12 protein-coding genes are annotated in these 14,163 nt (G+C 48.4%); 2 read left to right on the top strand and 10 right to left on the bottom strand.

The window, feature by feature from the left end; all coding sequences use genetic code 11:
• Positions 1–270 precede the first annotated feature (270 nt).
• Together RCH83_RS01350 and RCH83_RS01355 are read left to right on the top strand one after the other, a co-directional pair.
• Entirely contained in the window at positions 271–2,664 is a 2,394-nt protein-coding gene (locus tag RCH83_RS01350) for a collagenase (RefSeq protein ID WP_306518279.1), read from the top strand.
• Positions 2,665–2,690: 26 nt separating this feature from the next.
• Entirely contained in the window at positions 2,691–3,317 is a 627-nt protein-coding gene (locus tag RCH83_RS01355) for a hypothetical protein (protein ID WP_306518281.1), read from the top strand.
• 135 nt (positions 3,318–3,452) lie between these two features.
• Here the strand turns inward: RCH83_RS01355 and RCH83_RS01360 are convergent, their stop codons facing one another.
• From RCH83_RS01360 to RCH83_RS01405, 10 genes are all read right to left on the bottom strand, one after another.
• Positions 3,453–5,489: a TonB-dependent receptor gene (locus RCH83_RS01360; RefSeq protein WP_306518283.1), complete on the bottom strand. Its 2,037-nt coding sequence runs from the start codon at positions 5,487–5,489 to the stop codon at positions 3,453–3,455.
• The gene (locus RCH83_RS01365; protein ID WP_306518285.1) at positions 5,474–5,899 is read right to left on the bottom strand and encodes a hypothetical protein; all 426 of its coding nucleotides are present in this window, start codon (positions 5,897–5,899) and stop codon (positions 5,474–5,476) included. The genes RCH83_RS01360 and RCH83_RS01365 overlap by 16 nt, the downstream gene beginning before the upstream one ends.
• 68 nt (positions 5,900–5,967) lie before the next feature.
• Positions 5,968–6,855, bottom strand: coding sequence for a hypothetical protein (locus tag RCH83_RS01370; RefSeq protein ID WP_306518287.1), 888 nt, complete (start codon positions 6,853–6,855; stop codon positions 5,968–5,970).
• A 229-nt stretch (positions 6,856–7,084) separates the two neighbouring features.
• Complete coding sequence (locus tag RCH83_RS01375) at positions 7,085–7,567, bottom strand: Ig-like domain-containing protein (RefSeq protein ID WP_306518289.1); 483 nt, start codon at positions 7,565–7,567, stop codon at positions 7,085–7,087.
• A 10-nt stretch (positions 7,568–7,577) separates the two neighbouring features.
• On the bottom strand, positions 7,578–9,161 hold the full coding sequence (locus RCH83_RS01380; RefSeq protein WP_306518291.1) for a DUF4331 domain-containing protein: 1,584 nt from the start codon (positions 9,159–9,161) through the stop codon (positions 7,578–7,580).
• Between the two features lie 322 nt (positions 9,162–9,483).
• Positions 9,484–10,149 (bottom strand): anti-sigma factor domain-containing protein, encoded by a 666-nt coding sequence (locus RCH83_RS01385; protein WP_306518293.1) that lies wholly within the window; start codon positions 10,147–10,149, stop codon positions 9,484–9,486.
• On the bottom strand, positions 10,146–10,685 hold the full coding sequence (locus RCH83_RS01390) for a sigma-70 family RNA polymerase sigma factor (RefSeq protein WP_306518295.1): 540 nt from the start codon (positions 10,683–10,685) through the stop codon (positions 10,146–10,148). The genes RCH83_RS01385 and RCH83_RS01390 overlap by 4 nt, the downstream gene beginning before the upstream one ends.
• A gap of 293 nt (positions 10,686–10,978) precedes the next feature.
• On the bottom strand, positions 10,979–11,440 hold the full coding sequence (locus tag RCH83_RS01395) for a hypothetical protein (protein WP_306518297.1): 462 nt from the start codon (positions 11,438–11,440) through the stop codon (positions 10,979–10,981).
• A gap of 429 nt (positions 11,441–11,869) precedes the next feature.
• Positions 11,870–13,564, bottom strand: a complete 1,695-nt coding sequence (locus RCH83_RS01400) for an NAD-dependent malic enzyme (RefSeq protein WP_306518299.1) — start codon at positions 13,562–13,564, stop codon at positions 11,870–11,872.
• A gap of 151 nt (positions 13,565–13,715) precedes the next feature.
• Positions 13,716–14,144: an Lrp/AsnC family transcriptional regulator gene (locus RCH83_RS01405; protein WP_260656461.1), complete on the bottom strand. Its 429-nt coding sequence runs from the start codon at positions 14,142–14,144 to the stop codon at positions 13,716–13,718.
• Between the last annotated feature and the right edge of the window lie 19 nt (positions 14,145–14,163).

Here is a 14,163-nt window from a genome sequence, read left to right on the forward strand (position 1 = left end):
CCTTTAAGCCCGCAACACCATCTGCAAAGGTCTGTTGATTTGAGCAATACAAAGCCTGTTGCTGCAACTGATCAGCACCAGCTGTTTCCGTTATAGATTTTATTTTGCAATTTTAGGGTTGTTTATAACTAAAAGCAGCAAAAAAACAACGAAGCAAAACTAAATAAACTCAATTGGATATATTGTATACAATATATGTTGTGTTAACTTAATGAGACCTGCGCAGGTAACACAATTATAACGATGACTCACAGGAAGGAACATGCCTTTATGAAATCCCATCTGAAGCTGCTGCCGCTTTTGCTCAGCAGCGGTTTGGTTATGGCGCAGGATCAGGTGCAACTGACGCACCCCGGCCAGATCAGCCTCGATTTACAACGTCAACATCTGACAGAACGCTTGTCGCAGCAAAACCACATGCCAGAGTCTGGCGCTGTTGTTGCACCACCCCGTTTAATGTCCCCTGCCGAATTTGAAAAGGTTCAGGCAAAAATTTACGCCGAAAAACACGGTCTTGAGCTGAGCACACGCTGGCGCCCTGCTGCAGATCAGGAGTTTTATCTTGCTGATAAAAAAAGTTTTTCTACTGTGGCAACACAAAAATACAACAATGCAGCGACACAGGCAGCTGCTGGCTGTACCAGCCCGGCCGATTTGTTAAATCTATACGGTAACGACCTTGTTCATGCGGTCAGTAACGCCAGTCTGACTGGCTGTTTATATAAACTTTATGATGCCAGTCTGGTGGGTAGCGCCCACTTTTCTGACAGCAAAATTCTGACTATCGCCACAGCTATCAATGAAAAACTGGTTGGTTTTGATGGTTCTGATGCCAGCGGTGCTGTCGTGCTGGAAAAACTGGTCACTTATCTGCGTGCTATGCACTGGGCTGAATCGTCAACAGGCCGTACCTTTGCTGCCAATTACAAAACAATGCTGCAACAGGCATTTGACCAGTATTTTGCCGGCGAACATTTTGTAAACTTTACCGGCACTAATTCCCGCAATTATTTTCTGCGTTATGAAATGCTGATTTTAGTGCGAAGTTCAGCTACAGACGCTTTACAGTTCCTGCCGCGTTTTAGCGAAGCGCTGCAAGGTTACGCCAGTACCGTCAACCGCAACAATGATTGGGGTATTGCCTATGAAGAAAACGGCATGACCCAAATTCTCACTCATTATTTTAATGCGGTAAATATGGGTGGAGTTGCGCTTGAACAGACGCTGGCTGCACATCCACAAATAGTCACCCGACTGCGTGATTTTGTGTTGAATGACGGTCAGTGGTTGTTGGGTCACACCCGTGAGTATCAGTTGAACGATGCGGTGACTGAACTGGGCCGCCTGCTGAAACTTGGGGGTACTGTAGCCGACACTGTCCGCCCTGCGATGCAATATATTTTGTCAAACTACAGCTATGGCGGTATTGGTTCACAAGCCTGGGTGAATGCGCAGGGTATGGTCAAAACCTACGACAGTGCCAACTGTGCCCAATATGGTAATGCCTGTCAGTTTGATCTGGAAAGCACCGTATTATCAGGTAGTCATCAGTGTGGTCCTACGCTAAAACTCAGATTCCAGGGGCAAATCAGTGCAGTAAACCTCGCCGGAATTTGTCAGAAACTGGCCGCTGAAGAAACTTTGTTTCACCAGACTTTTGCCACCCAAGCCAATAAGCCTGTGGCCAATGACAACAACAGCGCGCTGGAAATGGTGATTTTTAAATCTTCGACCGATTATCAGAATTACGCTGGTCAGTTTTTTGGTATAGACACCAACAACGGCGGTATGTATTTAGAAGGCACTCCGTCCGATCCGGACAATCAGGCACGTTTTATTGCTTATCAGGCCACCTGGTTGTTGCCTTCTTTTGTGGTGTGGAATTTAGAACACGAATATATCCATTATCTGGATGGCCGTTTTAACCAATGGGGCAGTTTTAGTGATCAGCCGGAAAACTCCGTCTGGTGGGGTGAAGGTTTGGCTGAATATCTGTCACAACCGACCAACAATGTCAAAGCATTGGCTGCTGCCCCTAATAAAAACTATCAACTCAGTGAGTTATTTCAGACCACCTACGCCAATAGCAATACAGCCCGCACTTATCACTGGGGTTATCTGGCAGTGCGTTTTATGTTTGAGCGTCACCGTGCCGATATTGACCAGCCGCTATTACCGACCTTGCGTGCCGCCAAATATGCCATTTCAACCGAAGCCTGCAGTTTTGACTGGGGCTGGCGTTACAAACCAGATGCCATTGCCAATAACTGGAGCTGGTTATATGACGACAGCGCCTGGGGCTCCGGCAACTGGGTATGGACTTGCGGTCAGCCTAAGGTCGATTTACCCGAATTGCCGGTTTACACCCCTTATCAGGACATTCTGAGCACTTGGGGCACCAATTTTGACATCGAATTTCACCAATGGCTGGATTGTGTCGTCGCAGGTCAGGGCATTTGTCAGCAAAACCCGTTCCGTGCTGCCGACTTGGACAAAAACGGCGCTGTGGATAAAAGAGATGTTGAGCTTTTTAATCAGCGGCTACGCAGCAAAACCGACTTAACACCTGATCTTGATTTTAACCTCGACAAAAGGGTTGATCAGCGTGATGTGCCGGCCATGACCAAACTCTGTGATTTACCACGTTGCGCTATTGCAGCTTAAATCCAACAATAACAGGAATGAATTTTATGAAGTTATTTAAAAACACTTTCTTTGGCCTGGTCGCTGGCGCCTGTTTAACGCTGTTAAGTACAGCGGCTAACGCCACACTTATCAGCATTGAAACCGACCAGCAACAATACCAGACCGGTGACACTGTCACTGCCTGGATCAAAGTCAATAATGCCAGTGAAACCCTGAACGGTTTTTTTCTGGCGTTGCAATATCAACCTGCGCAGTTGTGGCTGCAAAGCTGGACTTTTGGCAATGGTTTTAATGATGGTTTTGGCTCTTATGCGTATTCGGCGCACGACCTTTTTAATGGCAAACTGTCGTTAGAAGAATATGCCGACTGGGCTGCAGATATGGACGCCTTGATGGCACAACAACAAGGTGGTTTTGTGCTCGCCATGCTGAAGTTTACGGCCGGAACTGCTGGCCAATTTGTGCTGGGACTGGATGCAAACTACCTGGGTTTGTTAGGTCAAAGTGGTGACATGCAAAGCCCGGATTGGGCCGGTGTCAGCATCAATGTGCAAAACCCGGTCGCAGTACCAACACCAGCACCTGCAGTGCTCATGCTGACCTCCTTGTTGTTGCTGGGTGCACACCGTACCCGTTTGGCGCTAAAAAACAAAGCAGGCAGCTTAGTCTGACCAAAGTTGTGGTTGAATGAAGGGCCCGGTGCAATACCGGGCCCATTTCAGACAACTGCTGCGTCTCTAATTTAAAAAAATCCTCTAACCCCCGAAGATACAACATTATATTGCCAACTGTTTAACCTAACTGGCTCAGAACATATAACTCAGGCTTAAACGTAACATGCTTGGTTCCAGCGGATGAATATGCCGGTCGGCAACCGGCTTGGCTTCACTGGCCAAACGCGATTCATAAAAGTACTGCATATCTGCGGCTTTGCTGTTTAACATATTGTAAAACTCCAGTCGCCAGCTTAATTGTTGCCACAAACCACCGAACTGCATTGATACCTGAGTGCCAGACGCCGTTTGTTGTTTTGCGGCTGAGTCCAGCGGCCGCGGCCCCAGCTGACGAATTTTAAGTTGCCACTGTAAATTATCATGGCTGTGATAGCGCAGCCTGGCCACAAAAATACCGGGCACACTGCCCTCAATATAAGGTCCTTCTGCCGGGTTATCCAAGCGCGCTTTGGTCAATGCATACTCAACACCAGCGGACCACTGGTGGTTCCATTGATACTCAAAAGTCCCTTCGATACCCAAACGCCGACTGGCACCCTGAAGTTCGGTTTCTGCCGCATCGGCAACATACAGCAGCTCTGACGCTGACAACATGTGCCACAGACTGACAGATGTTTGCCACTTGCCAACAGCGGCTTGCCAGCTTAATTCCAGATGACGGGTTCGCGACCAAACCGGTTGTGCACCTGCCCAAGGCATGTTTTCAGTTGCGGATTGTTCAATGATGCCTCTGGCATCATTCGAATGCAGGCCCTGGCCATATCGCAGCGCCAAACGCTGAATATCCGTCTGATAGAGGATGCCGGCGCGCACACTGGCAATACCGTCAGCCAGCTGCTCAGTGTTGTCTGCCCTGGTCAACAGATCCCTGACTTCCAGCGCCATCCAATCATAACGCAGCCCGGTTTCTACAGACCAGCTATCACTGAGCAGCCATTGTTGCTGACTAAATATCGCAGTTGACCATTGATCGATACTATCAGTACTGACCACCGCCAGGGTCTGACGGTTTTGACTTTGCGCCAAAGTGACCGGCGCTATGTTGTCGACCCGGACTTGCAGGCCATATTGATGATGCCACTGACCAAAACCTGCAAAGTGGCTACTCTGCCGGTTTAATTCTCCGCCCCACTGCCGGCGATCATCTAACTGATAAAACTGATCACCAGCAACAGGATCATGCAAAAAATAGGTAAAATCCGACCACAAATTAAGCCGGCTTTGTAATGCATAAAGATGCAGTGCCCAGTCCTCTTTTTGCCACTGTGAACTCAGACTATAACGATAACTATCTCCGCCAGCGCCCTCATCCGGTGCATAAAACCGACTCACACCTGCAGCTATCAGTCGCGCCGGGATTTGATCAGCTGCATTCCATTGGTTCTGATACGCCATCAATGTCAGACTCAAGTAGCTGTCGATGGTATCTTCCGAATACCGGGACCACAGATTGTATTTTTTGACGTCTTCAGAAATGCCCTGCCATGGGCCATCATAACTTTGTGCTTCAGCACCATTCAGCCAGTGGCCTTCGGCCGTTTTTAAAGTGCCTGCTGCCAGCAAACGTCGGTAACCAAAGGGGCCCACTGTAACCCCAAGCTGTGGATCTATCTGATCTGTTAACGACATCTGCGCTGAACCTGCACTGGCAAAGTCGCCTGAGCGCGCATCAACCGGACCTTTTTGATAATCAAGCTGCGCCAATAATTCCGGGATCAAAAAATTGAGATCTGTATAACCCTGACCATGGCCATGACTACGCGCATTCACGGGTATACCATCAACACTGGTGGCAAAATCAGTACCGTGATCCAGATTAACCCCCCGCAGGAAATATTGGTTGGCTTTACCCGAGCCTGAGTGCTGGGACACCGCTAGTCCGGGCACTGATTCCAGAATGTCACCTGTACGTAATAAACCATGATCTTCTGCTTGCAAATCTACTCGCCCGGCTTGTGCTCCTTTGTTTTGAAATAACTTTTTGCCGTGGATCACAATGATTTCGTCCGGCATCTGATGCAAGCCGTCGGCCAGCAACAAAAAAGGTGCAAAACATCCAAGCCCACTCAGCCAGCGCAGTGGGCGATGTCGTTTTACAGTGCAAGCCATGGATTTGCCTCCGAAAGCACCTGCTCACCCTGCGGGGTTTTGATCAAGGCTTTATGTTCATGCAATTCGCTAAACAATTGGTAGTGCAGCCAGCGGCTGTGTTGACAGTCAGTTTTAAGGTTCAGCTGTAAATAATATTGTTGCTGGATCAGGGTCAATTGCCATTGCGTGGGATCACTTTGCCAGACACAAGCCAGTGGCTGACGTGCTGCGTCATAGTTCAACAAGCGCTGCTGCAAATAATGTTGAATTGGTTGGTGTTGGCTTTTAACCATTGACCAGGTCAGATCCCGGTGAGTTGGCCATTGAAGTGCCAGTTGCAGATCGGATAACGCCAACTGCAATGTTAAGCTGAGCCCTGGCTGTAATTCGCCAAAACCCGTACTTAAACTATGGGATTGCGTGGGCATACTGCACAAACTGCTGAAAAAGAACCCGCAATACAAGAAAAAGTCCCGGCTCAAACAAAGCAGAGGTTTCATAAAATGCCCTTTTTTGTTAACGACGCTAATTCCGTTTGGGTCCAGCCACTAAGCTGCGCCAGTTTGAGGTCGTCCGGCTCTTTTGCCTGTTGATAATTGATAAAGGCATAACGCCGCGCTTTGGCATTATCGGCTTGCAGAAATAAGTAGAAATAAGTTAAGTCGGCGCTGTGTAATAGATCTTGCCGCCTTTCCCGCAGTGCGATACGTTCAGTGACCGCAGCCAAATGCCGGTTGCCCGCTTTGACAAGCTGCTCAGCTCTTGCCAACCGCAATAACAAAGCATCTTCCAGCTGCAGTTCGTGAGCCAGCTTGTTCAATTGGGCATACACGCGCTGCGGTGCTGTTGTCATCAATAAATCGGCCCATTTCAGCCATATGGGCACAGGGGCTTGTGCCAACCAGGGCTCTAAGTGCTGAGCCGCTATCACAGGTTGTTGTAGTTGCTCCGCTTGTTCGGCCAATACCGCTTGTAAATACAACCTTAGTTCAGCAGGAATATCATTACGCTTTGCCACTCGTTGTAATAGTGGATAACTATTTGCCAGCTGCCCGTTGCGACCCGCCACCTCCAGACTGCAAAGCTCAAATAAAAACAGCTCCTGCAGTGTCAGTAGTTGTTGGCAATACCGCATTGCTTGTTCTGGTTTTGCTTCCACCAGCGCAATCCGCGCCTGCATCAAAGGAATTTGTGGTTGTTGTTGCAGCTGTGCCGCCTGCTCTAACGCAGCTTTCGCCCTGGTAAATTGATGTTGTTGCTGCGCTATATCGGCCGCCAGTAGCCAATAACCGGCATTGGGTTGCGGCTCAAGCCTGGAAAAACGGATCAGCGCTTGCTGAATCAAGTTACTTTGCCCTGGCAAACGAGCTTGTTGCATCAACATCGAAATTGCTGCTGTTTCAGTATGCCGGGTAACAGGCGGTGCTGCGGCTGCGATTAGAATATCTGGTTCCATCGCCTGAGCGGTTCCAACCGTATTTATTAGCAATCCGGCCAACAATAGACCGGTGCTTTGACTGAATATTGCCATGGATTCTTTCTCCCAAAACGCTGCATTTTTCTGCCGGACTAAACTCCGCAGCAGCACCTTAGTGCTGCCGCGGATGCCAGGTTTATGGCTGTAAAAGATCGGCATAGTCACTGTATTGCGTTGCATCGGCCGTGAAGTCACGCCCATTTAACGATAAAGGACTTTGTATGGCGTTACGGCCAAAAGCTTGCCGGCTGTATTGCAGATACGAGACCTGCGCCCGGTTGATGCGAATATTGACGACACCAGTCAGTTTGAAAGTACCGTCGGTGACTGATATTTCCAGTTGATCAGTGCCGGTATATTCACTGTTTGGCTGATAGCTGAGTTTGCCCTGCTCGTCCACAGTCGCTACCCCTTGCAACGGCGGTTTTTGTAACGAAAACTTCAATCTGTCGTTATCCGGATCTGTGGCAACTAACTGCACCATCAGGTTCTGATCGGTGACAAGACTAAAGTCATTCATCCCCACAACAGGCGTATTGTTTACTTTTACAGCTTCGGTACGGTCGGAATTACATCCGGCCAGGGTGAGACTCAGCAACACCAAATAGCAATATTTCATGATGTTCTCCTTAGTTTGGCGAGCCTGCCAGGGGCGTACGCAAATAGGGAAAGCTGCTGTCCAGCATGCTGGCATTTAATGGCGCACCGTCGGTAAATGGTACATTGCCCACAGCGGCATCACTGGGTTTGCACAACCCCAAATTAGTGGCTTTGCCATTGACCGGAATATCGTGGCATAAAGCCCCCATCATCACGCGTAACGCAATATCCACTACGTCATCCCCAGGCCGGCGGCCATTTGGAAATCCTGCTAAATCGTTACCTGCCACCCCAAAAGCTGACTGCATCGCTGCCGGTGTCGCCGCAATGTTGGTATTTAACCGCAGCATTTCTGACGGCCTGACTTTCGCGAGCTGATTTACGCCGGGCACACCGGTCAGAAAAGCTGTGACTAGATCATTACGCGGGAAATTGGTGGGGGCTAAATCGGCGATACTTGTGCCTAAAGTGCTGTTCACCGCATCACGGAATAAGATATTTAACAAAGCGGGCAAGCTCGGATGAGTCACATAATCTGCAAACTGTGTGTCATCTTTAGGTGCGCTGGCAGAAAATTTATCTTTATCTGCCACACCTATCACCAGCTCATTTACCAGCGGATTACTGAGGCGGGACACTTGCACCAAAGCCCCACCATTTTTTTCGGTGTTATCAAAACCAGGTTTTGGATTTAATAACCGCGCTTGCGGCAAACTGGCGGTCGTCCAGGCGCCAATAACACCATTGCCAGAGCCGGTAATACAGGTTTTAGGCAGTTCCAATGCCAGTGTTGTGACATTTTTACCGCGCAAATCATCGTTTGCACTCTGCTGCGTGATGCCACCGGGGAAACCAGCCGCATCGCCTGCACCAGGCGCACTGTCGCCTTCAACAGGCACGTAATTCACTAAATCGAAGGTTTCACCCAGATTAACTACAAAGGGGTCTTTACGCTGCCCGACAAAAACCCGCGCTTTTGCGGTGCAGTTTGGTAATGTCACTTCATACTGGTATTGATTGGCATAGGCTTGATAGGCGCTGGCATTACCAAAAGTTTTATCACCGACATAATCATAAGGTTTGGTATACAGACCGTCGGCTTCACCTGAAGGCAACACTGTACCCGCATTACCGGCTTGTGGACCATTCACCAACCTTAATTCATAACGCTCGGCAAAATTTAATGCGCTGTTATTCCCGGCGCCAATGCCCCCGACGTTTTTCAGTGGCACTGCAATCATCTTTTGCTGGCCTGCCGGGCCTATCGGGAGCTTCACGCCTTGATTGCCATTAACCAGACTTTGCGAAAAACGAAACTGAAAGGTCAGGTCTTCAACAGCATCACCATCCTGGTCGATGTGAATGCTGTAGACGGCGGTTGGATCCAACGCAAAATAGTTAGGTCCGCCTTGTGGGTCCTGCAACGGGATATAATTTGCGAGCACAGTGACATAGTCATTCCGGCCCGCTTCATAACTGTTAAACAAGTAAAAGTCCGTTGAGTCTACTGTAGGTAACCTTGTGATATTCGGCGCTTCACGGTGACTGGAAGCCCAGACTAAGCTGCTACAGGTGACAATTGTTAAATACAAGGCAGTAGTGGTGGTTTTCATGGGAGTCATTCCTCTGTTTTTGCACAATGCAGCAGTAGTAACTACAGAGCCTTTCTGCTGGATGCAGTTTGATAAAAATAAATTTAAAAATATTTGCAACCGCACTAAACAACGAATGACTGGGCGTAAGGTCGTTACAACATGGTGTGATGAAGATTGAGTGGTTTGGAATGAGCTCAGCAGGGATGCCCGCTTATGGTGAGCGGCGTTCTGGCCGGGAGCTGCCGCCTGCTTTTTCCGCATCCAGGTCGGTATTTGAGCATTAAGAAGGGGCCGTTATCTACCGCCCCTTTTTTGTTGTTTAATCAATAAAACTAAGCACTTACAAACGAACTAGCTGCGCAGTATGTAGTACCGGCCCGGTCGGCTGACCTGTGGGCGAACCACCTTTTGGCTCGAGACTGACTGCCAGGGCTGCGATCTGAACACCAGCCACCGTTGTTGGCAATGCCCACTGTCGCTGGTCCTGCTGTGGCAATAAACCCAGGGAGACAGGTGCGGCGCCATTTGCAGGTAACATCCAGAGTTCATAATCTGCATCGGTCAGGGCTTTTACTGCGGCCGTGGCCTGCACTGTTAAGGTGCCCTGCTGCCACTGCACCAGCCACAACGCTTCGGCTTGGCTATTTTGAACCACAGCGACTTGCTCTGCTAAGGTTGGCTGCTGTCGCGGTATCAGCAACACCAGCGCAAAACAAGCGGCTGCTGCAAGTACTGTCAGTTCTTTCCAGTAACTTCGTTGTGGCTTGGCTGGTGCCTGCCAACCCAGACGCCAGCTGATCTGTTGCCAGACCTTCGCATCTGGCGATACCGGTTTTAGCCGCTCCACCACAGGGTTAAAATGCTGCTCCCAACGCCAGACTGTCTGACGCAACTCTGGATCTTGCATTAATAGCCCCTGGAATCTGAGCCTGGCTTTGCCTTTCATCGCGCCCAACACATAGCTGACCGCCAATGCATCTTGTCGTTCCTGTTGCTGATAATTCATGCTTCAAGGCACCTTTTTAATTTGACTAAACCGCGACGGATCCAGCTTTTGATAGACCCCAGTGGCGCATTGATATATTGGGTAATTTCCTGATGAGACAGGCCGTTGACAAAGGCCAGATAAATGGACTGACGGTGATCGGTTTCAAGTCCTTCCATACAAAACTCCAGACGGGCTTTGTCGGATAAAGGCTCGGCAAATTCACCTGTATGCAGTGCTTCCATCCAGTCGCTGTCGAGTTCTATATGTTCGGCTTTCATATGCCGGGTTTTTAACAGATCCAGCGCCCGATACCGGGTGATACTGATCATCCAGGTCATCACAGTGCCTTTTTCGGTATGGTAATCGCCGGCATTGTGCCAAATTTTTATAAATGCATCCTGCAACACATCTTCGGCCCAATCACGACGGCGCATCAGTTGCAGGCTTACGGCAAACAGCTTTGCTGAAGTTGCCTGATAGAGTTGTTCAAACGCTTTGCGGTCGCCCAAAGCAGTGGCACGCAGCAATTCAAGCAACTGTTGTTGCGGGGTCATATACATTCCTTATTGTTGACTGTTTGCAACAGATACGACCCAACAGCGGTTTTGGATACAACTATTTTCTGCTTTAAATCATTATTTGGCAGAAAGACTGAAATAATGCGGATGCTTAGTTTGATTTGGTCGGTATTTACCTGAGAAATCCTGATGTGCAATGGTTTTCTTGATGGCCAGAACCGCTGTCAGCAAAAGCTGCATAAATCAGCGCGCCTAACACAAAGCCACGGCGTAAGTTAAATTCTTACGCCGGACAATATGAGTTGTTCTATCTTATCAGCGGCGGTCTTTTAGCTGGATTTGGAAAAAAACATCCCGTGCTGACAATCTGTTGGCGCTGGCTGCCCTTGTTGGTAAATCCGTATTTGATCAAAATTACCTTTGCCAAGAGGTTTCACCACTAAAAGTTCAAACTCACCGGCCACCTGCGCTATATAGTTGCCTTGTGAAGATAAAGCCGCGATATCGCCCTGATGGCTGTCGACTATAGCGCTCATTCTGTTGCTGTATTCGGCTTGTGCTTTGAGTAGTTCAGGATCTGGCCCGCCTTGTTGCCATGCCTGTTGTTCTATGTCGCTGCTGAGTTTTTCCAACACTGTACTATGTTGTTTTAACTCAATTTCCATCGATTTCAACGGCACTTCCAGCCGTTTCATCTGTTGCTCGGCCAGCTGCAGCTCCTGATACAGCTGCACTTCTTTTGGCGTCAGCGCCCGCTCTGACTGCACTTTGCAATCCTTCAGCACTTGCATCTGGTATCCCTCAGAAGCTGCCTCTGATTTTGTCGTTGTGTTGGCCATAACTGCATTGCTACAGGCCGCTGTTTGGCTTAAAGCAGATAACAATAAAAGGCTCAGCAGATATTTAGGTTGGGTAGGATTTAAAAACATAATGGGCTCCGGACTCTGATTTAGCTCTGTTTGATACAGACATAGTCGAAGCGGTATGCAAAAAAGTTGGTGCTGGCGGAAAATAATAAAGCCAAAAGTGAAAAACAGCATCTAACCTGATGTTTTTTTTGAATAAATTTAAATCGCTTTTTTCTGAAAAAGCCTGCCCCTGCTATTTAGCATTCGTTGATGCCTGCTCAGCAAAAAAGCCTGATAAACATCAGGCTTTTTGTCACAGCGTTTCCCTTCGTCAACTTCGCTTTGGGAACTCAGAGTTAGAAACCAACTTAATCAGCTGCTGACCCTTTTATACTGGCGATACTCTGGTTTCCAGAAATTTGCATCAATTTTTTTCTGCAAACTTTCGTCGTCCAGTTCCAGCGCATGGCCTTGTTGCATCGCAACCTTGGCCACTTCAAAAGCAATCTTTTTGGATAACTCTGCAAGTTGGGTTAGCGGAGGCAAAATACCCCCCTCGCCTGTATTGGCCAGTGGTGAAGCCGCCGCCAGAGTTTCACTGGCGATTCTGAGCATATCGTCACTAATGCGTTTGGCTTTTACCGCCAGCACACCTAGACCAATACCAGGGAAAATGTAGCTATTGTTGCACTGGGCAATCGGGTAGAATTTTCCTTGATATTCAATAGGTTTAAACGGACTGCCGGTGGCGATAATGACCTGGCCTTCTGTCCATTCAATAATTTTTTCCGGTCTTGCTTCAATCTGCTTAATAGGGTTACTGAGCGGCATAATAATGGGCAAAGCACAGTGTTTTTTCATCGCTTTGACCACAGCTTCAGTAAATAAACCGGCCACACCGGACACACCTATCAGAATATCCGGTTTGGCGCAGTTCATTACATCGCGCAACGAGGCATAATCACCACTAAAAGACCAATCGGCAATAGCGGCTTTTTGTTGTACCAACGCTTGCTGAAAGTCACGTAAGTCGCTCATGCCATCGGTCAATAAACCAAAACGGTCCACCATATAGACCTGACTGCGCGCCTGGGCGTCACTCAAACCTTCAGACACCATCTGGCTGATGACTTGCTCGGCAATACCACAACCGGCTGAGCCTGCACCAACAAACACCACTTTCTGGCTGGATAACTGCTGACCTTTTGAACGACAGGCCGCCAATAAAGTGCCGACAGTCACAGCTGCAGTACCCTGAATATCATCGTTAAAACAGCAGATCTGGTCGCGGTAGCGTTTTAACAACGGCATGGCATTGGGCTGGGCAAAATCTTCAAACTGCACCATAGCTTCAGGCCAGCGGCGTTTCACTGCTTTAATAAATTTATCAACAAATTCATAATATTCATCGCCTGTGATACGGCGGTGACGGTTGCCCATGTAATAAGGGTCGTTCAGCAGTTTTTCGTTATTAGTGCCCACATCCAGACACACCGGCAAGGTATAAGCCGGGCTGATGCCGCCACAAGCTGTGTACAACGACAACTTACCAATAGAAATGCCCATACCGCCAATGCCCTGATCGCCAAGGCCCAGCACGCGCTCACCGTCGGTGACTACTATCACTTTGACTTTTTTCTTGGTGGCACTGCGCAGTACGTCATCGAGCTGGTCGCGGTCGCTGTAAGAAATAAACAAACCCCGGGCGCTGCGGTAAATATCAGAAAAACGCTCACAGGCATCACCCACTGTTGGGGTGTAGATGATAGGTAACATTTCTTCTAAGTGGTTTTGCAATAACCGGTGAAACAAAGTTTCGTTGTTGTCCTGTACCACACGCAGATAAATATGTTTGTTAATCGGCTCTTCAAAAGACGAATATTGCATATAAGCCCGGGCGGCCTGCTCTTCAATGCTTTCATAACGCGGCGGCAATAAACCTGTCAGGTTAAAAGCAGCGCGCTCTTCACGGCTAAAAGCACTGCCTTTGTTTAATAACGGCGTTTCCAATAATGCCGGACCGGCGTAAGGAATATACAAAGGGGTATTTTGCTCTGATTGACGCATAAAAATCCTGATCTGGTGGCCATCTGGCGGAAAATTACCGAGAGTTTACCTGTTGTAGCGCCCCGTAGTAAAATTTCATCCAACTGGTCGGACTTTTGCCTGAAAGCGCTACAAATGGTTCACATTGTTGTTTTATGTTGTTTTATTACGTCTAGCGCTTAAATTTGGTTTCCAATACCACCGCAGAATTTGTGCGCTCTACCCCATCCAGATTCCCAATATCATCCAATAAGTGACTGAGCTGCTCTGTACTTTGTGCCTGCACCACGGCGATTAAATCGTATTCTCCACTAATGGCATAAAGCTCTGATATTTGTGGGATTTGTTTCAGCTCTACATTGGTTTTGGTGGTGAGTTTTTGTTTCACCTTAATAGACACATGGGCCGACACCAAAGTGCTGACAAATTTGTCGCCATATTCCACCACATAACCTTTAATCACGCCGGTTTGCTCTAGTCTGGCAATGCGGGTTTGTACAGTAGAACGGGACAAATTTAACAACCTGGCTAAATCCGACACACTGGTTCTGGCGTTGGTTCTGAGGATAGAAAGTAAACGTTCGTCTTCTTTACTTAGCATTTTGCTCGCCTTCACCGTC

The sequence above is a fragment of the Rheinheimera sp. genome (assembly GCF_030824435.1).
Lineage (GTDB): Bacteria > Pseudomonadota > Gammaproteobacteria > Enterobacterales > Alteromonadaceae > Pararheinheimera.